Source organism: Oryzomonas sagensis (genome assembly GCF_008802355.1).
Taxonomy (GTDB): Bacteria; Desulfobacterota; Desulfuromonadia; order Geobacterales; family Pseudopelobacteraceae; genus Oryzomonas; species Oryzomonas sagensis.
In genome coordinates this window covers 569,070-591,312 of sequence record NZ_VZRA01000001.1, presented here as the reverse complement: position 1 = coordinate 591,312, position 22,243 = coordinate 569,070, and the positions used below count along the sequence as shown (strand labels likewise).

The window sequence follows — 22,243 nt, the reverse complement described above, 5'->3', positions numbered from 1 at the left end:
GCGAGGCTTGTGGGCTGACGCGCGTCAGCGGGGCCGCGTTGCAGAGGTATCCAGATTAAGCCGGATTTATTCGGCTTTCCCCATAGACGAATGCTAAAAAATAGGGCATTATACCGGGGTCTTGCGTGTCATGTCGCAGAGGAGACGCCGTGTCGGCCACCCGCACCGCCCTGATATATTCGCCGCTGTTCGGAAACTTCAGCTACGGGGATGACCATCCGTTCAAGTTGCAGCGCTACCGTGTCGTACGGGACCTGATGGAGTCTTACGGTCTGCTGAAACTGCCGGGCATGGAAATCCGCGGCTGCGGGCCGATCGACGATGAACTGGCGTTGAGCTTCCACGCCCCCGAATACCTGGCGCGCCTCAAGGAGTTCAGTACCTCCGACGAACCGCGGGCCGATTTCCGCTTCGGCCTGGGCGATGCCGACTGTCCCGTCTTCAAGGGGCTGTACGATTGCGCGGCATTGGGGGCCGGTGCGACCTTCGAGGCGGCCCGCCTGGTGGAGGAAGAGGGGTTCGACATCGCCTTCAACCTGGCCGGCGGCTGGCACCACGCCCATCGGGCCAAGGCCTCGGGCTTCTCCTACGTGAACGATGCCGTGCTCGCCATCAACTGGCTGGTGGCCCGGGGACGGCGGGTTGTCTATCTGGATATCGACGCCCACCACGGCGACGGGGTGCAGGAAGGGTTCTACGACAGCGACCGGGTCCTTACCATCTCGCTGCACGAGAGCGGCATCTATTTCTTTCCCGGGACCGGCTTCGAGAACGAAACCGGCACGGGGCGGGGGCGGGGCTATTCGGTGAACGTGCCGCTGCTTGCCCACACCGACGATGCCCTCTACATGAAGGCCTTCGATGAAGTGGCCTATCCGCTGATGGCCGCCTATGACCCGGATGTCATCGTCACCCAGATCGGCGCCGACGCGTTTCGCACCGATCCGCTGACCCAGCTTGAGATCACGACCCACAGCTACGGCTATATCATGCGCAAGCTCAAGGCGCTCAGGATTCCCTGGGTTGCACTGGGCGGAGGCGGCTACGACCTGATGAACACGGCCCGGGCCTGGACCATCGCCTGGGCGGTTATGAACGGCGTCGAGCTCAACCCCCGCCTGCCGGCGGCCTTTGTGCGAAAGATCGAGCCGCTGGGGTATCCCCACCGGGTCCTGCTGGACGCCATGCACTGGTCCGAGGAGTATGAGCGCAACTTGGCCCTGGATGCGGTGGAAAAGAGCATTGCGCGGATCAGGGCGGCCATCTTTCCTGGTATAATTGGAACCTATGGCAAAACTTCCGGGAAATAGCCAGTTGCTGGATGCAGCCGGTCGGCCGTTGCGGTCGCTGCTGGCCATCAACCGGCTGGACGACCTGGAAAAAGAGGTGTTGTACGCTTCGCTGGTGCCGTTGCGCCTGCGCGGGCTGTTGGGATTGGCCGCCGATGGGCTCCATACCACGGCAGGGGAGCGCCTGACCACCATCATTGCGCCCGCTGGGCTTGCGCTCCTGCGTATCGAGGTCCGCGCCCGGCCGGATGATGCGGATACAACATTCTTCCTCGAACTGGCCGATACCCAGTACCACCAGATGGAGCTCTCCTTCTGTATCATCTGCGATCCGGCAGCGCCCCGATATGATGTGGATGTGGACGAAAGCGGCAGGAGGAACTGGTTTGCCTCCCGCGGACGGAATCTGCCCGAAGAGTTGCGCGCCATGGAGGACGGGCTGTTTCCCAACCAGACCCGCCGCGGGCTGCGCCTGTTCGCCGAGTTCTTTCCGCTCCTGGAGCGGTTCACCGATGCCCTGGGGATGGAGATGATCGTGGCCGAACCGCTGAGCTACGACAATGCCATCCGCTATGAAAAATACGGTTTCGACTATCTGCGGGGCACACGCCTGATGTTGGAGATCGACCGGGAGTTTCAACCCGGCGGTCGCTATCATGCCCGGATGGACGGTTCCACCCCCTTCCGCATGCCGGGCATGGAGCGCACGGTGCGGGGACGGAGTTGGGCCATCCACGACGGCGTTCTGGACGAGCCGTGGGATGAGGTGCAGATCTACAAGGTGATCGGCGTTGATGCCGGCATAGATACCTTTCCCGGGAGGGAGCGAGGAGTCAGATGAACAGCGCGGAAGTTTCAACAACCACATCCCTCTCGGGCATCGGCTACGTTACGCCTCCTGCCGGTTATACGCTCAGGGGGCGCGACGGCCGGGTGGCTATTCCTTGGGACGGCAAGCCCCCTATCCCGCTTCTGGACGAGGATCTTGCAGCGGTACGGGAACGGGCGCCCGACTATGACATGGTGGGCCGGGGCATCTACCAGGCGCTGCGACTCGACCCGGAATGCGTCCATGCGGCCGAGTATGCCGCCGTACTGAAGGAGGCCTATCCCCATATCGTTTCCGAGCTGGGGGGGCAGGTCGTCATGCTGGACGCCAAGGAGGTGGATACCCCCTATCTGGATCGCAAGATCACGTCCCTCAAGATTCTTGCCCTGCTCGACTCCACCAATGCCGGCCTGCAGGCGGAGATCGCCCGGACCTACGCCGACAAGGGATCGCGCCTGGCCGCGCTGCGTCAGGCCGTGGATAGTTGGTACGGGGCGGAAAAACATCTGAAGAAGGCCATGGCGCTGGCCCCCTCCGACGGCCATATCGCTTATGAATACGGCGAGGCGCTCTACATCCTCGGGCGCTACGATCAGGCGGCCGAAGTCTGGGGCGAGGCGCTGGCCGGGTTGGCGGCGGCTGAACGGGCGCGGCTTGAGGCGCGTATCGCCGGGATTCTGGCCGGCAAGCTCCCGCTGGTCCCGCCTCTGGATTATCTGACGGCCCTGTCGGCGGCATTGGAGGAGCGCCAAGCCGGGCGCACTGAGGAGGCGGCCGCCATTATTGAAGATGTGCTGGCAGACCCCTCGTTTGTCGAGCAGTTCCCCATGGGCGAGGTCTATTACCTGCTGGGAACCTGTTACCAGGAGATGGGCATGATGAACGAGGCGGCAGAGGCATTCAGGAGGAGCGCGTAATGTTATTCGGATTCAGCATCGCCGATTGGATTTTCATAGGATTTATCCTGATTGTCATCTTCGTCTGCGTGGTCTTGAGCGACATGCGGCGGAGCAATAAGCGGGACAAGGCCACATAGCGGCAGCTTGCCGAGGTGTTCATGGAAGAGATCGACAACGATAGCGAAGAACGGCGCCCCCTGGGTATTGTCCTCCTGGGGGGGCTGTATCTGTTCTTCTTCATGTTGACCGTGTCCACCTTCGGGCAGCCCTTTCCGCTGCTGGGGACCATCTACCGGGGGCGTGCGGCGGAAGTGCTGGTATTCGCGGACAGCCTGATCTGCCTCTATCTCTTCCTCGGTCTGATGAAGCGGCAGACCCTGACCTGGTACCTGCTGATCGGATACAACACGTTCGAAGTGGTGAATACGCTGATCAATCTGGTGGGTATTTCCGCGGGAGAACTGGAAAAGGCGCTCGGTCGACCGATCGATACACGTGGAGTGGCGGTTGACAATCTGTCGGTCATGGTGGCCATACTACTGCTGACAGCCTTTATTTATAAGCATCGAGGGTATTTTACCAACCGGTCGAAGTACCTGTTCTGATCCGGTGGGCACGTATACTGCATTTAAATTTTTTTGAGAGTCCTCCATGTCCATACACGGCATCGCCGTTCGAATTGAAAAGCTGAATAAGTCCTTTGGCAGCAATCATGTCCTTAAGGATATCGATCTCGATATCGCGCCGGGAGAGACCTTCTCGATTATCGGTCCCTCCGGCACCGGCAAGAGTATCCTGCTGAGGCACATTATACGCCTGGAAACGCCCGACAGCGGCCAAATCTACTTCAACGACCAGCCGGTGTTCGACAATGGCCGGCCGCTGCCCCAGACGTTTCGCAGCAGCATGGTGTTCCAGTCGTCGGCCCTGTTCAACTCGCTGACCGTTGCCGAGAATGTGGGGCTCTGGCTGCGTGAGCACCGTATCTGCCCCGAGGCCCGCATCCGTGAGCTTATTACCGAGAAACTGGCCATTGTGGGGCTGGAAGGCACGGAAGGGCTGAATACCTCGGAGTTGTCGGGCGGCATGCGGAAGAGGGTCGCCATCGCGCGTTCTCTGGCAATGGAGCCGGATCTGGTCCTCTACGATGAACCGACCGCCGAGTTGGACCCGGTGACGACCGACGAGTTGGCGGAGACGATCCTCTCCCTGAGAAAAAAGACCGGTAATACGACAATTATCGTCACTCATGACCTGAATTTCGCCTTGTACCTGTCCGACCGCATCGCCATGATGCACCGGGGCGAGATCATTGAAATCGGCGTGCCGGACCAGATACGGAACAGCGCTAATCCGATCGTGCAGCGTTTCATCCGTACCACCACCAAGGGTATTCAGGGGGGGTGATTGCCGTCCGGAAGTGCGAAGGAGACCATTGATGAACATACCTTGCGGCAGAGTTGTTGTGCGTGCGGGCATCGTCCCGGCAGCCCTGATCCTGGCGTCGTTGCTGGGTGCCGGCTGCGCCGGGATGAAACAGTCACATCCGCTCCTGCCGGTCGCCGAGTATGAGAAGATGATCGTCGGCCGCCTGGATGCCGACTACGTGGGGACGGATAACTGCGTCGCCAAGTGCCACAAGCATGACAAGATTACCAGCGATTTCAAGCGGAGCGTGCACGGTGAGCAGATCAAGCCTGAAACCGGATTGCCCCTGGTCAACTGCGAGTCGTGTCACGGGCCGGGGAGCCTGGCCATCGCCAACATCGAGGAAACCAAGCGACTCCACGGCGAAAAGGGGGACAAATGCGACGTTTCCACCCTGCTCGACCTGAAAAAGCTCCCCCCCCAAGCCCAGTCCCTGATCTGCCTGAAATGCCACTCCGCCGCCTCGACCCCGGCCTTGGCCCACTGGCATTCCAGCACCCATGCCCTGAACGATCTGAGTTGCTTTTCCTGCCATCAGTTGCATGAGGGACCGCAGCAGAAGGTCAGCCACGATAAAATGGCCGAACTCTGCTACGGCTGTCATCCCGACGTGAAGGCCCAATTCAGCCTGTTTTCGCACCACCCGGTGCGGGAAAAGAAGATGGGCTGCTTCGACTGCCACGACCCCCACGGTTCGAGCCAACCCAAGTTGTTGAAGGGAAGCACGCAGCGCGACCTCTGCACCCGCTGCCACATGGAGAAGAGCGGCCCGTTCGTCTACGAACATGGGGATGTCACCGAGACCTGCACCAATTGCCATGTGCCCCACGGTTCGGTCAATCGCCGGCTGCTCTCGGCGGCCATGCCGTTTCTCTGCATTCAGTGTCACAATCCGGGCCACCGCAGCGTCATGAACGGCGACTCATCCATGAAATCGCTCTTTTCCAACCGGTGCACCGACTGTCATTCAGCTGTCCACGGCTCCGATACCCCCGACAACCGCGGGTACGGAACATTGAGGAAGTAAGCCATGTCGAGCCGCTCTCGCCAAACGATGCTGTTTGCACCGCTGATTGTCTGTTCGGGCCTGATGTTTCTGGCGCTGCCGGCCTTTGCCTCCGACGGCGCCACCTCCGATGCCGGGGCGGAAAATCATGAACCCCTGCCGGAGCAGGAAACCGAAGCCCATCGTTTCGCCCACCTCCAGGCGGGATACCAGTTTATCACCCCCGACGGCGCAGGCGCCGCGGCGGCTCCCTACACACGTCTGAAATCCGGCGTAGCGGGCGGGCTCTCCGCCGGTACGCTCGGCTCCAGCCTCAAGTTGTCGGGAGAGGCCCTCATGCTCCACGAGGACGATTATCGCGCCAACCTGTTTCTCGACTATGGCGGCTATTATCGCCTGCACCTGGAAACCGAGGCCTTCTGGCATAACCTGCTGACGGAACAGCTTCCCCGGTCAGCCACCGGCCAATACGCGACAGCCCAGGCGTCCCCCCCCGCCGACGGCTATGGCATGCGCACCGGCATTTCCCAGGTGGAAAACCGCATCAAGCTGGGCAACAACCCCATCCACATCAACCTGGGGTACTGGGAGTTGAGCCGCTGGGGAACCGATCAACTCCGTTTTGCCGACTACTATTTCAGCGATCCGCAGAACAGGGTCGTCTCCCTCAATCGGCAGGTCAACCAGATCACGCGGGAGGGGAGCGTCGGCGCCGACGCCCACCTGGGGTTCTTCGACATAGCCTACGGATTCCGCATCCGGGACTTTTCGAACCAGGCCCCGGACACCCGCTATCCCTTTGCCGTAACCGGTAACGGGGCGCTCACGCCGGGCACCCAGGCGACCAACGTCGTCTCCGACAGCCGGGTGACGTCCCACACGGTCAGGCTCTATACCGACATGAGCGGCGGCCTGGTGGGGACGGCCGCCTATGTCCTGACCCAGCGGGAAAACGATGCCGACCGGGGGGATGCGCGCCCCGCGTCGAAACCGTCCCAAACACTCCATTCGGTGGCGGGAGACCTGACCTACACGCCGTTCAAGGAGTTGTCCTTCGCCCTGAAATACCGGCGGCTGCAAAACGACCGGCAATCGCCCTCGACGGTTTCCTACCCCTATTCGACCGCATCGGGGGCGCTGGCGGTGCGGCCCGGCATCGACTCGGCCAAGGATACCGTTATCCTTTCCGGCACATTCCGGCCCAACCAGCAGGTGACGTACCGCCTGGAGTACCGCGCCGTGCTGGAATCCCGCGACAACGTGCCCAACAGCGACCTCTCGCCCAGCGATCCGGCGGCAGTCCACAACGAATACCGCCAGACCCATACCGCCCTGGCCACGGTCTCCTGGAGGCCGCTCCCCGGGTTCAGGATGAATGCCACCTACACCTACCGCACGGCGGATAACCCGGAATGGAAGGTCTCCGCGTCGGAAAGCCACAAGGGCGAGTTGTTTGCCACCTATACGAAGAACGGCGCCTGGGGGGCCACCGCCAGCTTCATCACCACCTATGAAGAGAGCGAAAGCGCTGCCTCCACCGCGACGCCGGCACCGGTCGCCAGCTATACCCTCCCCCGGGAGAAGCGCTCCTATTCGGCGAATACGAGTCTGTGGTTCACCCCTGTGGAGCGCCTGACCATCACCGCCAACTATTCATACTTGGAAGCCGTGACGGACCAGTCGATGCTGTTTTCCAATATCGTTGTGGACCCGGACCCGTTCGTGGCGGCCACCTACCGGTCAACGGCGCATGTGTACGGCATCGACGCCGTGTATGCCGTGGCGGAGCCGCTGGATCTCTCCGTTGGCATTCAGCAGGTACGTTCGGCGTCCCGATTCGATGTCCCGGTCAGGACATTCACCCTCGCAAACGTGACGGGCAGCTACAATACCGCGGGCATCGGCGCCCTGACCCGGCTGGATACGGTGGAAACCGGCGTAACGGCCCGGGCCGACTGGCGCATCGGCAAGCATGTCGGTTGCTCGATGAACTACAGTTACCGGAATTACAACTCCGGCGACGCTCTCTACGACGGCTCGGTCCATACGACCATGGTGTCGTTGACTTCACGGTGGTAGCGGACGGTATGCGTCAACGAATTCTCTCCATAACGCTGATGATCCTCTTTCTGTCGTGCTGGTGCTGGCCTCCGGATTGCCGCGCCGCCGGCAAGGTCATCGCCGCTATCATGAGCAGCGACCAACCCCGTTATCGCGAGGCGCACCAGGCGTTTATCAAATCCCTGGCCTCTTTGGGCTATACCTCGGCCAACGTGGAGATCATTCTGCAGGTGCCGAACCCCGATCCGCTCTCCTGGTCCAATACGATCAGGAAATTCAATGCCTACCGTCCCGATTTGATCGTAGCGTACGGGGCGCCGGCGGCATTCGTGGCCATGAGGGAATCGGACGGGATTCCGGTGGTTTCCGTCGATATATTCGTCTCCGACGGACCGCATCGGGGGATGTGCGGCGTCAGTTCGCGGGTGCCGCTGGTCACGCTGATAAAGACCCTCAAGGACAGCCGGGAACACATCAAGCCGTACCGGCGGGTAGGCGTCGTCTACAACTCTCGTGAGAACGGCTCGCAGAGGCAGTTTGAGGAAATCAGGAGAATTGCGCCCCAGTACGACATGGTCGTGGCGGAGGCGAACGTTGGCTCATCCGCTGCGTTGGAAGCGGCCCTTCCTTCCCTGCTCGACCATTCCGATGTCATCTTCGCCACGGAAAGCGGCATCGTTTCCCGCCAGTTCGGCAAGATCGTCGCCCGTGCCAGGGCACGCAACATCCCGGTGCTCTCCACCATGCCCGGCGCCGCCGAGAGGGGCGCACTCATCTCCCTGGAAATCCACCCGGAAGAGCAGGGGCACCTGGCGGCCGATATCGCCACCCGTATTCTGGAGGGTGCCCGGCAGAGCCATCTTTCCCTGATCTCGCCCCGCCGTATCGAGCTGCTCATCAACATGCGCGCTGCTCAGGATTTGGGGATCAATCTCCCCTTCACGGTCTTGAGCAATGCCACGCGCGTCATCAAGTAGCGTCCTGCGGCCCCCGCGTTTTTTTACTTCATGGGCACGGTAAAATCGACTATATTGTAAAACTATGGGTAGAATATTACTGATCGATGACGACCAGGCCTTCACCGAGTTCCTGGCCGGGTACATACATGGCGCCTATCCTCTTTTGCGGGTGGATATCTGCAACAGCCCGGTAACGGCCCTGAACTCCATCAGGGCCGGCGGGTATGACCTGTTGCTGATCGACCTGGAAATGCCGGCCATGGACGGCTTGAAACTGCTTTCGTTCGCCACCCAGGCGGGGATGGACAAAAATCGGGTGGTGATCCTCTCCGGACGTGATGCCGACTTTCTTCACGACCTCTGCCCCATGGGTACCTGCCTGGCGGTGCTCAACAAGTTCGAGGCCCGGCAGAAAACGGTGCTGGACATGATCTTCAACTCTCTCAGCAAAAAAACCGCCGGCCGGTAGCGCCGATAATCCCTGCATACTCCCGCTTCCTGTGCGATCCTCCGCGCAAAATCATAATTGCAAAACCTGCCGAGAAGTATAAAATCGAGAAAAGCTCCGCCCAAAACAGTGGGGCGGCGCAGAAACACCCCAAGGAGGTCGCGTGTGCTGAGACGAATCATCTATCTGGCAGTGGCAGGTCTGATGGCCCTGGTGTTGAATGGCTGTGTTTCCCAAGGCACGTATCAACTGAAGGAAAACGAGGCCAAGGGGCTGGCGGGCGAGCTTGGCGACCTGAAACAAAAATACGGGCAGCTCAGTTCGGACAACAGCACGTTGAAGGCCGAGTTCGACAAACTGAAGGCCGAGGCTGCCGGGCTTGCGCAGGAGCGGCAGGCGCTCACCAAGGACAAGCATGAACTGGAACAGGTGCTCAAAGCCAAATCCGACACCCTTTCCAGGAATATCAGCGACCTGCGTCAGAAGATAGCCGATCTGGAAGGGGAAAACGGGCGGCTCAAGGGCGAGATCGCCACCCTTCAGAAGGCCAAGGAGGAGAAGGTCAAGGAGGTCAGCAGCACCTACGAGCATCTGCTGGAGAACATGAAGAGCGAGATCGCCCAGGGGCAGGTGACCATCTCGGAATTGAAGGGGAAATTGACCGTCAACATGGAGGCCGCCATCCTGTTCGATTCCGGCAGGGCCGATGTCAAGCCGGACGGCATCACCATTCTGCTCAAGATGATCCCGACCCTGAAAGAGGTCAAGGACAAGTCGATCCGCATCGAGGGGCATACCGACAACGTGCCGATCCGGTCGGCCCAGTTTCCCTCGAACTGGGAACTCTCCGCGGCCCGCGCCATCAACGTCGCCAAATACCTGCAGCAGCAGGGCCTCGACCCGGCCAGCCTCTCCGCGGCAGCCTTTTCCGAGTATAAGCCGGTGGCCGACAACGCGACCAGGGAGGGGCGCGCCAAGAACCGTCGCATAGAAATCACCCTGGTGGCGAGGGACTGATGGGCAAGAAGCGGCGCCACGAAAAACCGGCAGCGGTCGCCCAGTTTCGCGCCACCCCGTTTGCTGCCTTGAAAGAGGTGGCTCTCTCCCCGAAGGAGCCTGCCCCTGCCGTGGTGCCTCCTCCCCAGCCGACCCACCATGAAGCGCAGTCGGTCGAGGAGGCGGACGAGCTGTTCCTGCGGGCCATGGCCGATGTAAAGGTTGTGCGCACCCGGGGAGGCGGTCCCGCCAAAGCCGGGACGGGGCGCGAACGCCCGGTCTCCGCCGTCCCGGCCGACGATGGGGAGGCTGAGTTGTTCCGGCGTGCCATGGCCGGCGTGAAGACGCTGGCCGCGCCGCCGGTGGACGCGGCAACGCCCGCGACGGCCCGGACCGGCGCCCGCACGCAGGTCCCGCCGCCACCCCCCCGCACCTCCGGCGCCGACCGGGAAGCAGCCGAACTGTTTTTGCAAGAGATCGGCCGTTTGAAGCTGGAAACGAAATTTGCCGATTCCCTGCCCGCGGATGAAGAGTTGAAGCCGTTATCGGGCAATCGTCTGCGCCAGGTGAAACAAGGGGTTATTGCCGTAACCCATCAACTCGATCTGCACGGGCTGACCCGCGAAGAGGCCCTGGCGGCGCTGCCCCGTTTTTTGAACACGGCGCGCCGCAAGGGGCAGAAAGCCGCCCTGGTCATTACCGGCAAGGGGAACAACTCACCGGCCGAACCGGTGCTCCAGCAGGCGGTCGCATCCTGGCTGCGGGACGCCGGGCGCGAGACGGTTCTTGAATTTGCGCCAGCACCGCGCGAGATGGGCGGAAGCGGTGCCTTTGTGGTCTTTCTCCGCCCCCTGCCGGAAGCTCCCGCCGCGGCGTGACCCGTCCCCCTGGACCGTTCTCCCCGAAGTGGCGTTCCTCTCAACAACCCGCACGTGCGACGAGGGGTGCTTTCCGGCACCCCTCGTCATTTCTTGCGCCACCCCTCTCCACCTTGGTGCCGCTACTGGGCCGCCAGATACTCCGCAATGGTGCGGGCCATGGTTTCCACGTTGTTCTTGTCGTTATTGAACACCAGGTGGTAAAAGCCCAGGTCGTGGGCATCCCGGTCCAGAAAATCGCGGATGAAGTTATCCCGCTGTCTCTGCTGTTTGGCGATGATCCTTTCGGCCTCTTCGGCTTCAACCCCCATCCGGCGCGTTATGGAGCGCACCTTGAACCCCGGGGAGGCGAACAGGCGGAAATGGAAACAGTTCTTCAGCGGCTGGGTGACAATCGAACTGCCCCGGCCGACGATAATCATGTTGCCCTGCTCCGCCAGGGAAAGCACATGGCGGCACAGCACCCGGAAATGGTCCTTCTCGCTTTTCCAGCGTGAAGAGAACGTGGCCAGGATTTCGTCCAGGAATCGACTCTTCTCCCCCAGGCTGCTCAACACGCTGGCGGACAGGTTATGGTCCCGGGCAACCTCGTCGAGCAGCCCTTTGTCCAGCAACACCCACGGCTCACCCTGTTTCTTCTCCATGATCTCCCGCAGGCGTTCCGCCATGGGGTATGCCTCGCAGCCGAATTCCCGCGAGATGGTAATGGTCTGCCGCACTTTGTGCCTGGCGGGGGACGATGCCTCCATGTCACGCTTGCGGTTGAACTCAAGCAAAGAGCCGAGCCTCATTTCCACGGATGGTATCAAGAGTTTTTCCGGCATGGCGACCTCCGCAGCCTCGAAATGGTCTGTCTGGCATCAACTGTAGCACAGCACCGGCGATCCGCAACTGCGGCGCGGATGCGTGCGATGGCGCCATTGACACGGGAAGCGCGGCGCGGTATACGGATAACATTCCTTCGAGGCCACCACCAGCCATCAGCCAAGGAGCTGCCGAGCCATGATCACCCATATCATTTTTTTCAAACTGTCCGATGCGAGCCCCGAGAATCTTGCCGTTACCCAGGCAAAGCTGCTCAGCATGCGGGGCAAAATCCCCCAATTGCGCCACCTGGAGGCCGGCATCGATATCATTCGTTCGGAACGCTCCTATGACATCGCCCTCGTGACGAAGTTCGATTCCCTGGACGACATGCAGGCCTACCAGATCCACCCCTACCATGCCGGAGAAGTGCTCCCCCATATGAGATCGGTGTGCTCCTCCATCGTCGCCGTCGACTACCAGGATTGACCGGTCGCGCAACCTCCCGATCCGTGTGTCGTGCCGGGGTTGCGCGGCCATTGCGCAGTGGCGTCGGGAAAGTTGTATACATTTTAACTTGACTAAACATTCTTGCAATAGTAAAATCCAGTTCTACTCAGACTAACACTGCTGTTTTTGCTGCAATTGCCTATAATCATTATTTTTAATAAGATTACCGCATGACGTTGGTGGTGGTATTTTTCAGAACGCTATGGGGCTGTAGACACTAAATGCAAACAGGAGGTAAAAATGTCCGAGTACGGTACTTTACAAGATCGCGTGCGTCACAAGTCGCTTCTGAGCAAGGTCATGACGGCCGAAGAGACCATTCAGTTCTTCAAGCCGGGCATGAACCTGGGGTGGTCCGGCTTTACCCCCGCAGGCTACCCGAAGGTGGTCCCCATTGCCGTGGCCGACCATGTGGAAAAGAACAATCTCCAGGGAAAATGGAAATTCAACCTGTTCATCGGCGCCTCGGTAGGGGCTGAAACCGAGGACCGCTGGGCTTCCCTCGACATGATCGACCGCCGCTGGCCGTATCAGACCGGCAAGAACATCGCCGCCGGCATCAACGAGGGGCGCATCCGCATGGGCGACAAGCACCTCTCCCTGTTTGCCCAGGACTTGGGATACGGCTTCTACACCAAGGACACCGAGAGCGGCAAGCTCGACCTGGCCATCATCGAGGTCTCGGCCATCACCGAGGACGGCAGCCTGGTTCCCACCTCCTCCTGCGGCGTCATCCCGGAGATCCTGATGATCTGCGACAAGATCATCATCGAGGTCAACACCGGAGAGCCCTCATTCGAAGGGATTCACGACCTGGTTTCCTGCGGCACTCCCCCGAACCGCCAGGTGCTGAACATCACCAAGGCCGGCTCCCGTATCGGCGCCACCTCGATCCCCTGCGATCCGAAGAAGGTCGTGGCCGTGGTGGAATCGAAACTCCGCGACCAGGGGCGCGCCTTTGCCGAGCAGGACGATACCTCCGAGGCCATCGCCAACCACATCATCGATTTCTTCACCCACGAGGTCAAGATGGGGCGTCTGCCGGACAACCTGCTGCCGATCCAGTCGGGTGTCGGTTCCATCGCCAACGCCGTAATCGGCGGCTTGGCCAAGGGTCCTTTCTATAACCTGTCCGTCTATACCGAGGTTCTCCAGGATACCATGCTCGACCTGTTCGATTCGGGCAAGCTGGACCACGCCTCCTCCTGTTCGCTCTCCCTCTCGGCAACACCCGGGTTCCCGAAGTTCTTCGAGAACATGGACAAGTATTTCGACAAGATCACCCTGCGGCCGCTCTCCATCTCCAACGCACCGGAGCCGATCCGGCGCCTGGGGGTCATCGCCATGAACACGCCGGTGGAGATCGACATCTATGCCCATGCCAACTCGACCCTGGTCGGCGGTACCCGCATGATCAACGGCCTGGGCGGTTCCGGCGACTTCCTGCGCAACGGTTTCCTCAAGATGATGCATACCCCGTCGAGCCGTCCGAGCAAGACCGATCCGACCGGCATTTCCTGCGTGGTGCCGCACTGCTCCCACATCGACCATACGGAACATGACCTGGACTGCGTGGTTACCGAACAGGGACTGGCCGACCTGCGCGGCCTCTGCCCGCGGGACCGGGCCAAGGTCATCATCGACAAGTGCGCCCATCCGGATTACAAGCCGATCCTCACCGAGTACTTTGAAATGGCCAAGGCCGACTGCCTCAGGCGCAAAGTCGGGCATGAGCCCCAGTTGTGGGATCGCGCCTTCAAGATGCATCTCAATCTGGAAAAGAACGGCACCATGAAAATCAAGAACTGGGACATGAAGGTCGATCTCTGCGAATAGCAGCGACTCCATTCCCGCAAACGACCCCGCCGGCACAGCCGGCGGGGTTTTTTCATGTTTCCCGGCTATTTGCTGCTTGAACTTGTCACGCAGTTATGTTTTAAATAACCCGATTTACCTGCCTGTCACCACCATGAAATAATTTCACTCCCGGGGCGGTAGCGATGGCTGATACGATAAACGGTTTCCAGGGCTCCGTGGCGGGTCTTTCCCTCACGGACGTCATCCAGCTCAAGGGGCACAACAAGTACACCGGCTGCATCACGGTCGAATATGGCGAGCAAAAAGGGGCCATCTATTTTGCGGATGGTGAGATCATCCATGCCGAATTGGGGGCAGAGAGCGGCGAAGAAGCCATCTACCGGATCATCAAGTGGCCCGGCGGCACCTTCAACATCCGCCCCGAAATGACCTCCAACGTCTGCACGATCCACTACCGCACCGATTTCCTGCTTCTTGAAGCCCTGCGCCGCATGGATGAAGAAAACGCCGGAGCACCCGAATCCAGCGGTGAATCCGCCCCGGCCGTGGCGCCGCGGCGGACCATGAGCAAGGTCGCGGCACGGCTCCAGGATATCGAGGCGGTGACCTACGCGGTGTTGCTGGACAAAGACGGCAACCCGCTCCAGGACAACAGCATCGAAGCCGTGGCCCTGGCCGCCAAGGGGCTCTTTCTGGCCACCGCCGGCAACCGTTTCGGCGAACTCATGGGGCTGGGAGAGATCAAGGCAGCGGCCGTCCAAACCAAACAATATCACCTGCTGATGTACGATTCCAAGCAACACTATCTCAGCATCGCCGTCAAACCGGAATCCAACCTGGACGGTGTGGAGAGAGAAATCAAAGCGGTATTGATCCCCGGCAAGTAGGAGTTTGGCATCATGCAGGATATTTTGCAGTATATCAACAGCGTCGAAGGGGTTATCGGCAGCGCCGTCTTCAGCAACAGGGGCGAGGTCCTTGCGCACGCTTTTCCCTCATTGATCGATGCCGACTCCCTCAAAAAGGCAGGAACCCTGGCGGTGGAGTGCACCTACGGACTACAGGTCGAGCAGACCCTCGATATCATTGACCTGCGCTACGCCGATGGCCGCATACTGGTGAAGGGCTCCCCCGGTGCCATGCTCTGCCTTTTGTGCGCCAAGAATATCAATCTCCAGGTCCTGCTCATCACCCTCAACCTTGCTGCCAAGAAACTGGAATCGCTCCTGCCGGAGCAGAAGGAGGCCGGGGCGCCGGGACGGCAGAACGGGAGCCCGGTGGATCAGGGCGCCGCCGCCGATATCCTCAAGCTGCGCGTCAGCCACCTTGCAAGCAAGGAGGCCAGCAGCAGTTTCGATTCGCTCGGCATGATCGCCATCAGTCAGCCTACCTCCAAATATATCGGCGATTTCTACAAGGCATCGTTCAAAAAACTGAAGCTGGTTAATGAGGCTGCAGGCACAAGCGGGACCTTCCCGGTCATGGTCATGAGCGACATGGGCCAACAGTACGACGGGGCGATCATCGTCGGGCCGGGCATCGAAAAGAAGCTGAAGGTGGGGGAAGGGGACCGGATCGAGGTGGCGCTCGGCTAACGGTTGCCGGGCAGCACTGAAACAGTAGCGGGGGGCGGGATTTCGCCCCCCGTTTTTTTGTCGTGCGGGGAGCTCGAAGGGCGTACCGCCGCCAGGCGGAGGTTAGCCGGGGCTCTTTGCTTTGGGATGAGCCTTGTCGTAGACCTCCATCAGGCGGTCGATGCCGACGTGGGTATATTTCTGGGTGGTGGAGAGGGAGGCGTGGCCCAAAAGTTCCTGGATCGCCCTGAGGTCGGCTCCTCCCTCAAGCATGTGGGTGGCGAAGGTGTGCCGCAGGGTGTGGGGCGAGATGTGTTTGAAGGCGGCCACGCGCCCGACGTGGGTATCGACGATGCGCGTCACGCTGCGGCGGTTGATGCGCTGGCCGCGGGTGTTGAGGAAGAGCGCCCCGCTTCCGGCCAGTTCCCCGCGCTGGGCCAGATACTCCCCGATGGCCTGAATGGCGCGGCTTCCCACCGGCACGATGCGCTCCTTGCCCCCCTTGCCCATCACCCGTACCATGCCGGAGGCCTGGTCGAGATCGCCGATGTCCAGGCCGGTCAGCTCGGAAACGCGCAAGCCGCTGGAATAGAGCAGCTCCAGGATGGCCCGGTCCCGGAGGACGTACTTCTCGTCTGCCGTGGGGGCCTCCATCAGGGCGGTGGCCTGGTCGATATCCAGATGAAACGGCAGGCGTTGTTCCCTCTTGGGCGTGGCGGTCAATTCGGCCGGATTCTTGTCGATCTCCCCCCGGCGCAGCAGGAAGCGGAAAAAGGTCCGCACGGCGGCCAGCTTCCTGCCGATGGAACTCTTCTTGGCCGTTTTGCCGAGCAGGGCCAGGTAGCGCCGCAGCAACAGATGGTCCACCTCCCCGGCGGAGACGTCGTCGCCCCGTTCCTTGGCCGCAAAGGCCGCCAACTGCTCCAGGTCGCGGCGATAGGCGGCCAGGGTATGGGGCGAAACGTTGCGCTCCGTTTCCAGGTAGGCGCAGAAAGCGCTTATTTGTGCGGCAAGGCGTCCCATGGCATCACCGGGGTACAACAGCGAAAATCGTCTCTCACTCAAAAGGCGGCAGGCCGCTCTTCACCTTCCAGCTCTTCTGCTTGTTGATGTCGCGATAGGCCCAATCCTGCCGGTAGCTCTGGGTCTTGATGCGGTTGGAGGGGAGGATGTAGTAGTCGAATTCGGCCACGACCTCGCCGGTTCCCTTGTCCGGGAGGCATTCGGAGGTCAGGATGCGGAAATCGGTGATGGTGACGTCCCGTTTTTTGATGTCGGCGGCGGCTTTCATGAAGCCATCACGCAACTCGGGCGCCATGTAGACCATGCCGGCCCCCTCGATCTCATGCCAGCGCAGCATCTTGTTGTAAGCCTTCATGCTTTTTTCGAACTCCTCGCGGATGGTCGCGTTCGGTACGCTGCAGGCCGCTATCATCAGGCAGTACACCAGGAGCAGCCCCGCCTTGAACATGTGTATCATCCCTGTTCCCTTTCCCGTGCGTGAATGTAATCGATCAACTCCAGGGCCAGTTCGCATTTTCCGAAGGGGGGGATCAGGTAGTAGCCTCCGGCGGCGGTGAAGGTGGCGTCGATGAACTCCTTGGCAATGGCCAGCCCTTCCCGGGCGCCGGCCTCCTTCTCCAGACCCTTCATGCGGGCGCGGATCGCGTCCGGGACGGTGATGCCCGGCACCTCGTTGTGCAGGTAGAGGGCATTGCGTTCGCTGACCAGGGGCATGATCCCCGGCAAGAGCGGGATGCCGCAATCCCGGGTCTGGTCGAGCGCTTCCAGGAACAGGGCCGGGTCATAGACCGGCTGGGTCTGGGCAAAACGGGCGCCGTTGGCCACCTTCTTGCGCAGCCGTTCGGCCTGAACCGCCATATTCTTCGTGTTGGGGTTAAACGCCGCCCCGATGGTGAAACCGGTCCCACCGCCGATGGGGTTGCCGATGGCGTTCACGCCGCGGTTCATGTCGGAGAGGAGCTTGATCAGGGTGAAGGAGTGCAGGTCGAAGACCGAGGTGGCCCCGGCATGGTCCCCCATGGCGGCCGGATCTCCGGTCACCGCCAGGATCGTGTGCAGCCCCAGGAGGCTGGCGCCCATGAGGTCGGACTGCATGCCGATCAGGTTGCGGTCCCGGCCGGTGATGTGGATGATGACCTCGATGCCGACCTCGCGCTGAATGATGCTCCCCAGGGCGATGTTCCCCATACGGGGACGGGCCAGCGGGTTTTCGGCCAGGTTGATGGCATCGACTCCGGCCTCTTTCAGGCGCCGGCTGCTCTCGATGATCCGGCGGCAGTCCATTCCCTTGGGCGGGTCGAGTTCGACGGCGATGACCTTGCGGCATCCCCACGGGTCCAGGAACGAAGGCCTGTCGGGCCGGGAACCGGGCTGCGCCCCTGCCGCGGTACGGGATGCCGCGGGGTGGCGTGGAGCGGGCCGCTTCCCTGCCAGGGTGCGCGCGAGAACGGCGATGTGGTCCGGCGTGGTCCCGCAGCAGCCGCCGATCAGGTTGGCCCCGGCCGCCGCCATCTCGTCCGCCATGGCGGCGAAATAGTCGGGGGTGGCGCGGTAGATGTAGCGCCCCTCGTGGTACTCGGGAAAACCGCTGTTGGCATAGGCGGAGATCGGTTTGGCGGTCAGGGCGGCCAGGCGGCGCACCACCTTGACCAGTTCCAGGGGACCGGCGCCGCAGTTGGCCCCCAGCATATCGGCCCCGGCCGCCTCCACGGCGGCGCAGAACGCCTCCACCGTCGTACCGTCGCCGCTGCGTCCCCCCTCCAGAAAGGCCATGGAGGCACAGACCGGCAGGCCGGTTTCCCGGGCCGCCCGTACCGCGGCGACCAACTGCTCCAGGGAACCAAAGGTTTCCAGCAGGAACAGGTCCACCCCCCCCTCGGCCAGGGCGGTGCACTGCACCCGGAAGTGCCCTTCCATGGCGTCGGGGGTCAACTCCCGCTCTTCGCCCTTCATGCGCACCAGGGGGCCCACCGAACCGGCCACCAGTATGCCGCCATCCCCGGCCGCCTCACGGGCGATACGAACGCCGGCCCGGTTGATCTCGCCAACCTTGTGGCCCAATCCGATGGCCGCCAGCTTGGTATAGTTGGCGCCGAAGGTATTGGTCTCGATCACCTGCGCCCCGGCGGCGGCGTACTCGCGGGCCAGTTCCAGGACCAGGGCCGGGCGTACCAGATTCAAGTGCTCGAAGTTGCTGTCGAGCCCGATCCCCCTGGCGTAGAGCATGGTGCCAACGGCCCCGTCTCCGGTAAGGATCTCTGTTGTGAGTTTGTCGAGTACGGTCATTGGGTAACCACGTTCTTGGGCTTTGGCGTATCTGCTGTTGCCCGAATCCCCGAGATGGGGTATATAGGATGCTCTCCTATTTCTGCTCCAGGATGGAATACTTACGATGCATGCTCTTATTCAATGGCTCCTCCACACCATCGGCACCATGGGCTACCCCGGCATCTTTCTGTTGATGCTCATGGAGAGTTCGGTGATCCCGGTGCCGAGCGAACTGGTCATGCCGCCGGCCGGCTACCTGGCCTTCCAGGGAAAGATGAATCTGGTCGCCGTTATTTTGTGCGGCACCCTGGGAAGTCTTGTGGGGGCCTATGCCAACTATTTTGCCTCCCGCTACCTGGGGAGGCCGCTGATCATCAGGTATGGCAAATACGTCCTGATCCCGCCGGAGAAGTTTGAACGGGTGGAGCGCTTCTTCCTCCAGCATGGCGAGATATCGACCTTCATCGGCCGGCTTTTGCCGGTGGTCAGGCACCTCATTTCCATCCCGGCCGGCCTGTCCGGCATGGGGCACCTCCGTTTCTCGCTCTACACCCTGGCCGGCGCCGGTCTCTGGTGCAGCATCCTGACCGTCATCGGCTATGCCATCGGCGAGAACCAGCAGTTGATCATGCAGTACTCCCACAGAGCCCTTGCCTGGGTCATTGGGTTCAGCAGTATTCTGATTGCCGTCTACGTATGGCGCTATCGCCGGCGCAACGGTATTAAAGCGTAAAGCCAGCGAGAAGGCAAAATAAAAAACGAGAATGGCGGACGTGAATGGTGAAAGGGGAACCCTCCACCTATTCACCATTCATCATTCGCAGGGGTTATTCATGCAGATCAAGCGCACGGGGCGCATCCACTACGTTGCCGTCGATTTCGCCGGTTCGCCCGGATCGGTTCAGGGGTTCACCACCCGCCACGAAGGGGTGTCCCGCCCCCCCTACAACTCGCTCAATCTGGGTTTGAACACCCAGGATCAGGCCTTTAACGTTGAAGGCAACCGCAGCATCCTGACCCGCGCGTTCGACGTCAACCAGGAGGCCCTGGTCAGCGTGCGGCAGGTGCACGGCAACGACATCCTGGTAATCGACGAGCCCAACGAGGAGTACAGCCACTTCTCCGGCGTGGAGAGCGACGCCATCATAACCAACCAGCCCGGCGTCATGATCGGCATCTGCGTGGCCGACTGCGTGCCGATCCTGCTCTGCGACCCCCGCAACAAGGTGGTCGCTGCGGTCCATGCGGGCTGGCAGGGAACCGCGGCCAAGTTGGTTGCCAAAACAGTGGCCGGAATGGGCTCGCTCTTCGGCAGCGCCCCCGGTGAGCTGCAGGCCGCCATCGGCCCCAGCATCGGGAAGTGCTGCTACGAGGTCGATGCTCCGGTCAGGCAGGCCTTTCTCCAGAGCGGGATGCCGTGGGATTCCTTCGCCGAGGCCCATGGCGAGGGCAAGTGGCGGCTCGATTTGGCCGCCGCCAACCGGGACCTGCTCCTGTCCGCCGGTGTGCCGGCCGCCGGGATACAGGTCTCCGATATGTGCGTCTGTTGCCGGAAGGACCTGTTCTTCTCCTACCGCAGGGATAGTGGGGATACGGGCAGGCAGATGGGCTTCATCATGCTCACGGCGCCATAACCGGGCGTGGGCCCGCTGCCTCGCTGAACAACCCGTGGCATAGTGACACCTCAGCACCGTCGTTTTGGACTCGCCGTCTTTGTTATCATCCGCATTCTGCCATCGTGCCCGTAACGCTCCCGTCGTTGAGCGATTCCCGGATACCATGGGTTAAGAGGTGAGAGATGCTTGCCAAAGTCCTCAGCAGTGCCCTGATCGGGATCGATGCCATGCTTGTCGATGTGGAGGTGGACCTGGCCGCCGGCCTGCCCTCCTTTGCCACGGTCGGCCTGCCCGACGGCGCCGTCAAGGAGAGCAAGGACCGGGTCAAGGCGGCCCTCAAAAATTCCGGCTACGATTTTCCGGCACGGCGCATCACCGCCAACCTGGCGCCGGCCGACATCAAGAAAGAAGGGGCGGCCTTCGACCTCCCCATCTCCATCGGCATCCTGGCGGCGACCGGCGTGGTGAAGACCGCCCGCCTGCGGGAGTACCTGCTTGTGGGAGAGCTTTCGCTGGATGGGGGACTTAAGGCGATCCGCGGCGCACTCTCCATTGCGGTCGCCGCCAAACGGGCCGGTCTGGCCGGCGTCATCCTGCCGGTGGAGAACGCGCCGGAAGCCGCGGTGGTGGAGGGGATCGCCATCATCGCCGCCACCGCCCTTTCCCAGGTGGTGGAGTTCCTCAACGGCCACGACGGGATCGACCCCTTCGCGGTGGACCTCCAATCCCTCTTCACCAGCGGTTGCGAATACGGTGAAGACTTCAGCGAGGTCAAGGGACAGGAGCACGCCAAGCGGGCCCTCGAAGTCGCCGCCAGCGGCGGCCACAACATCCTGATGATCGGACCTCCGGGATCGGGCAAGACCATGCTGGCCCGCCGCATCCCTACCATCCTGCCGCGCATGTCGTTCGACGAAGCCATCGAGACCACCAAAATCTTCAGCGTCAGCGGGATGCTGGAGAACGGCCGGGCGCTTCTGGCGGCGCGGCCGTTTCGCTCCCCGCACCACACCATCTCCGACGTCGGCCTGATCGGCGGCGGCACCACGCCGAAGCCGGGGGAGGTCTCCCTGGCCCACAACGGCGTCCTGTTCCTGGACGAACTGCCCGAATTCAAAAAGAATGTCCTGGAGGTGCTGCGCCAGCCGCTGGAAGACGGCCGCGTCACCATCTCCCGCTCCCTCTTGACCCTGACCTATCCATCCCGGGTGATGCTGGTCGCGGCCATGAACCCCTGCCCGTGCGGCTACCTTGCCGATCCGATCCATCCCTGCGTCTGCACCCCCCTCGCCATCCACCGCTACCGTTCGCGTATCTCCGGCCCGCTCCTGGACCGGATCGATATCCATATCGAGGTGCCGTCCGTAACCTACCGGGACCTGTCCGACCGGGGGGAGGCCGAGAGTTCCCGGGATATCGCCCTGCGGGTGGCGTGCTCCCGAAAGCGCCAGGCCGAACGTTACCAGGGGACCAAGGTCCACTGCAACGCCCAGATGACGCCGCGTTTCATCAAGAGGTTCTGCGAACTGGACAGCGCCGGCAGCCGGATGCTGGAACTGGTTACCGACCGCCTCGGATTTTCCGCCCGGACCTACAACCGGATCATCAAGGTGGCCCGCACCATTGCCGACCTGTCGGACAGCGAGCAGATCCGCGAAGAGCATATCGCCGAAGCGATCCAGTACCGCAGCCTGGACCGCAAGGTAACGTAACCAATTCTTCTGTTTAAAAAAATGTGTCAATAGTATACATTCTATAAATCAGGCTATTATGCCTGAAGCAGGGATGGGCGGAGTTGTCGGCGAGGACAGGCTGGTACGGTACTTGCTCGTAATAA

22 protein-coding genes are annotated in these 22,243 nt (G+C 61.5%); 18 read left to right on the top strand and 4 right to left on the bottom strand.

The features are described 5' to 3' along the window. The first annotated feature begins 149 nt into the window (after positions 1-149). From F6V30_RS02635 to F6V30_RS02585, 11 genes are all read left to right on the top strand, one after another. The gene (locus F6V30_RS02635; protein ID WP_151154950.1) at positions 150-1,310 is read left to right on the top strand and encodes an acetoin utilization protein AcuC; all 1,161 of its coding nucleotides are present in this window, start codon (positions 150-152) and stop codon (positions 1,308-1,310) included. Further along, complete coding sequence (locus F6V30_RS02630; protein WP_151154949.1) at positions 1,288-2,130, top strand: hypothetical protein; 843 nt, start codon at positions 1,288-1,290, stop codon at positions 2,128-2,130. Before F6V30_RS02635 ends, F6V30_RS02630 begins: the two co-directional genes overlap by 23 nt. After that, entirely contained in the window at positions 2,127-3,035 is a 909-nt protein-coding gene (locus F6V30_RS02625) for a tetratricopeptide repeat protein (RefSeq protein ID WP_151154948.1), read from the top strand. The genes F6V30_RS02630 and F6V30_RS02625 overlap by 4 nt, the downstream gene beginning before the upstream one ends. A 140-nt stretch (positions 3,036-3,175) precedes the next feature. Further along, positions 3,176-3,622 (top strand): hypothetical protein, encoded by a 447-nt coding sequence (locus F6V30_RS02620; protein ID WP_151154947.1) that lies wholly within the window; start codon positions 3,176-3,178, stop codon positions 3,620-3,622. A 46-nt stretch (positions 3,623-3,668) separates the two neighbouring features. Beyond that, positions 3,669-4,424: an ABC transporter ATP-binding protein gene (locus F6V30_RS02615; RefSeq protein WP_151154946.1), complete on the top strand. Its 756-nt coding sequence runs from the start codon at positions 3,669-3,671 to the stop codon at positions 4,422-4,424. A gap of 31 nt (positions 4,425-4,455) precedes the next feature. Next, complete coding sequence (locus tag F6V30_RS02610; RefSeq protein ID WP_151154945.1) at positions 4,456-5,472, top strand: DmsE family decaheme c-type cytochrome; 1,017 nt, start codon at positions 4,456-4,458, stop codon at positions 5,470-5,472. 3 nt (positions 5,473-5,475) lie between these two features. After that, complete coding sequence (locus F6V30_RS02605; RefSeq protein WP_151154944.1) at positions 5,476-7,530, top strand: porin family protein; 2,055 nt, start codon at positions 5,476-5,478, stop codon at positions 7,528-7,530. Positions 7,531-7,538: 8 nt separating this feature from the next. Continuing rightward, positions 7,539-8,489, top strand: a complete 951-nt coding sequence (locus F6V30_RS02600) for an ABC transporter substrate-binding protein (RefSeq protein ID WP_191965553.1) — start codon at positions 7,539-7,541, stop codon at positions 8,487-8,489. Between the two features lie 64 nt (positions 8,490-8,553). Next, on the top strand, positions 8,554-8,940 hold the full coding sequence (locus F6V30_RS02595; RefSeq protein WP_151154943.1) for a response regulator: 387 nt from the start codon (positions 8,554-8,556) through the stop codon (positions 8,938-8,940). Between the two features lie 144 nt (positions 8,941-9,084). After that, positions 9,085-9,936, top strand: a complete 852-nt coding sequence (locus F6V30_RS02590; protein ID WP_149307710.1) for an OmpA/MotB family protein — start codon at positions 9,085-9,087, stop codon at positions 9,934-9,936. Continuing rightward, on the top strand, positions 9,936-10,793 hold the full coding sequence (locus tag F6V30_RS02585; RefSeq protein WP_246163148.1) for a Smr/MutS family protein: 858 nt from the start codon (positions 9,936-9,938) through the stop codon (positions 10,791-10,793). Before F6V30_RS02590 ends, F6V30_RS02585 begins: the two co-directional genes overlap by 1 nt. A gap of 122 nt (positions 10,794-10,915) precedes the next feature. Here the strand turns inward: F6V30_RS02585 and F6V30_RS02580 are convergent, their stop codons facing one another. Then, positions 10,916-11,617 (bottom strand): cytidylate kinase-like family protein, encoded by a 702-nt coding sequence (locus tag F6V30_RS02580; RefSeq protein WP_151154942.1) that lies wholly within the window; start codon positions 11,615-11,617, stop codon positions 10,916-10,918. 178 nt (positions 11,618-11,795) lie between these two features. Between F6V30_RS02580 and F6V30_RS02575 the strand changes: the two genes are divergently transcribed. The 4 genes from F6V30_RS02575 (at position 11,796) to F6V30_RS02560 (ending at position 15,520) form a co-directional block, all read left to right on the top strand. Continuing rightward, positions 11,796-12,086 (top strand): Dabb family protein, encoded by a 291-nt coding sequence (locus tag F6V30_RS02575; RefSeq protein ID WP_151154941.1) that lies wholly within the window; start codon positions 11,796-11,798, stop codon positions 12,084-12,086. Between the two features lie 261 nt (positions 12,087-12,347). Beyond that, the gene (locus F6V30_RS02570; RefSeq protein ID WP_151154940.1) at positions 12,348-13,943 is read left to right on the top strand and encodes an acetyl-CoA hydrolase/transferase C-terminal domain-containing protein; all 1,596 of its coding nucleotides are present in this window, start codon (positions 12,348-12,350) and stop codon (positions 13,941-13,943) included. Between the two features lie 164 nt (positions 13,944-14,107). Continuing rightward, complete coding sequence (locus F6V30_RS02565) at positions 14,108-14,812, top strand: DUF4388 domain-containing protein (protein ID WP_151154939.1); 705 nt, start codon at positions 14,108-14,110, stop codon at positions 14,810-14,812. 12 nt (positions 14,813-14,824) lie between these two features. Then, positions 14,825-15,520 (top strand): roadblock/LC7 domain-containing protein, encoded by a 696-nt coding sequence (locus F6V30_RS02560; RefSeq protein WP_151154938.1) that lies wholly within the window; start codon positions 14,825-14,827, stop codon positions 15,518-15,520. A gap of 102 nt (positions 15,521-15,622) precedes the next feature. Here the strand turns inward: F6V30_RS02560 and xerC are convergent, their stop codons facing one another. The 3 genes from xerC to F6V30_RS02545 are packed head-to-tail and all read right to left on the bottom strand — an operon-like array spanning position 15,623 to position 18,808. Continuing rightward, entirely contained in the window at positions 15,623-16,522 is a 900-nt protein-coding gene (gene xerC / locus F6V30_RS02555; RefSeq protein ID WP_151154937.1) for a tyrosine recombinase XerC, read from the bottom strand. Between the two features lie 34 nt (positions 16,523-16,556). Next, on the bottom strand, positions 16,557-16,979 hold the full coding sequence (locus F6V30_RS02550) for a hypothetical protein (RefSeq protein ID WP_151154936.1): 423 nt from the start codon (positions 16,977-16,979) through the stop codon (positions 16,557-16,559). After that, on the bottom strand, positions 16,976-18,808 hold the full coding sequence (locus F6V30_RS02545) for a bifunctional homocysteine S-methyltransferase/methylenetetrahydrofolate reductase (protein ID WP_151154935.1): 1,833 nt from the start codon (positions 18,806-18,808) through the stop codon (positions 16,976-16,978). The genes F6V30_RS02550 and F6V30_RS02545 overlap by 4 nt, the downstream gene beginning before the upstream one ends. Before the next feature lie 106 nt (positions 18,809-18,914). Here F6V30_RS02545 and F6V30_RS02540 point away from each other — a divergent pair, with 106 nt between their 5' ends. The 3 genes from F6V30_RS02540 to F6V30_RS02530 all read left to right on the top strand — a co-directional run bounded on the left by F6V30_RS02540 (position 18,915) and on the right by F6V30_RS02530 (position 22,118). Beyond that, a complete protein-coding gene (locus F6V30_RS02540; protein WP_151154934.1) occupies positions 18,915-19,523 on the top strand; it encodes a DedA family protein in 609 nt (202 codons plus the stop codon). Positions 19,524-19,623: 100 nt separating this feature from the next. Continuing rightward, positions 19,624-20,424 carry a peptidoglycan editing factor PgeF gene (pgeF, locus tag F6V30_RS02535; RefSeq protein ID WP_151154933.1) on the top strand — a complete coding sequence of 267 codons (801 nt, stop codon included), beginning with the start codon at positions 19,624-19,626 and terminating at the stop codon, positions 20,422-20,424. Positions 20,425-20,588: 164 nt separating this feature from the next. Continuing rightward, complete coding sequence (locus F6V30_RS02530) at positions 20,589-22,118, top strand: YifB family Mg chelatase-like AAA ATPase (protein ID WP_151154932.1); 1,530 nt, start codon at positions 20,589-20,591, stop codon at positions 22,116-22,118. Positions 22,119-22,243: the final 125 nt, after the last annotated feature.

Coding starts and splice junctions, on each gene's coding strand:
- F6V30_RS02600 (WP_191965553.1), top strand. CDS start 7,539: ATGCGTCAACGAATTCTCTCCATAACGCTGATGATCCTCTTTCTGTCG.
- F6V30_RS02575 (WP_151154941.1), top strand. CDS start 11,796: ATGATCACCCATATCATTTTTTTCAAACTGTCCGATGCGAGCCCCGAG.
- F6V30_RS02570 (WP_151154940.1), top strand. CDS start 12,348: ATGTCCGAGTACGGTACTTTACAAGATCGCGTGCGTCACAAGTCGCTT.
- F6V30_RS02625 (WP_151154948.1), top strand. CDS start 2,127: ATGAACAGCGCGGAAGTTTCAACAACCACATCCCTCTCGGGCATCGGC.
- F6V30_RS02605 (WP_151154944.1), top strand. CDS start 5,476: ATGTCGAGCCGCTCTCGCCAAACGATGCTGTTTGCACCGCTGATTGTC.
- F6V30_RS02615 (WP_151154946.1), top strand. CDS start 3,669: ATGTCCATACACGGCATCGCCGTTCGAATTGAAAAGCTGAATAAGTCC.
- F6V30_RS02560 (WP_151154938.1), top strand. CDS start 14,825: ATGCAGGATATTTTGCAGTATATCAACAGCGTCGAAGGGGTTATCGGC.
- F6V30_RS02580 (WP_151154942.1), bottom strand. CDS start 11,617: ATGCCGGAAAAACTCTTGATACCATCCGTGGAAATGAGGCTCGGCTCT.
- xerC (WP_151154937.1), bottom strand. CDS start 16,522: ATGGGACGCCTTGCCGCACAAATAAGCGCTTTCTGCGCCTACCTGGAA.
- F6V30_RS02585 (WP_246163148.1), top strand. CDS start 9,936: ATGGGCAAGAAGCGGCGCCACGAAAAACCGGCAGCGGTCGCCCAGTTT.
- F6V30_RS02545 (WP_151154935.1), bottom strand. CDS start 18,808: ATGACCGTACTCGACAAACTCACAACAGAGATCCTTACCGGAGACGGG.
- F6V30_RS02630 (WP_151154949.1), top strand. CDS start 1,288: ATGGCAAAACTTCCGGGAAATAGCCAGTTGCTGGATGCAGCCGGTCGG.
- F6V30_RS02550 (WP_151154936.1), bottom strand. CDS start 16,979: ATGATACACATGTTCAAGGCGGGGCTGCTCCTGGTGTACTGCCTGATG.
- F6V30_RS02565 (WP_151154939.1), top strand. CDS start 14,108: ATGGCTGATACGATAAACGGTTTCCAGGGCTCCGTGGCGGGTCTTTCC.
- F6V30_RS02595 (WP_151154943.1), top strand. CDS start 8,554: ATGGGTAGAATATTACTGATCGATGACGACCAGGCCTTCACCGAGTTC.
- pgeF (WP_151154933.1), top strand. CDS start 19,624: ATGCAGATCAAGCGCACGGGGCGCATCCACTACGTTGCCGTCGATTTC.
- F6V30_RS02610 (WP_151154945.1), top strand. CDS start 4,456: ATGAACATACCTTGCGGCAGAGTTGTTGTGCGTGCGGGCATCGTCCCG.
- F6V30_RS02530 (WP_151154932.1), top strand. CDS start 20,589: ATGCTTGCCAAAGTCCTCAGCAGTGCCCTGATCGGGATCGATGCCATG.
- F6V30_RS02620 (WP_151154947.1), top strand. CDS start 3,176: ATGGAAGAGATCGACAACGATAGCGAAGAACGGCGCCCCCTGGGTATT.
- F6V30_RS02540 (WP_151154934.1), top strand. CDS start 18,915: ATGCATGCTCTTATTCAATGGCTCCTCCACACCATCGGCACCATGGGC.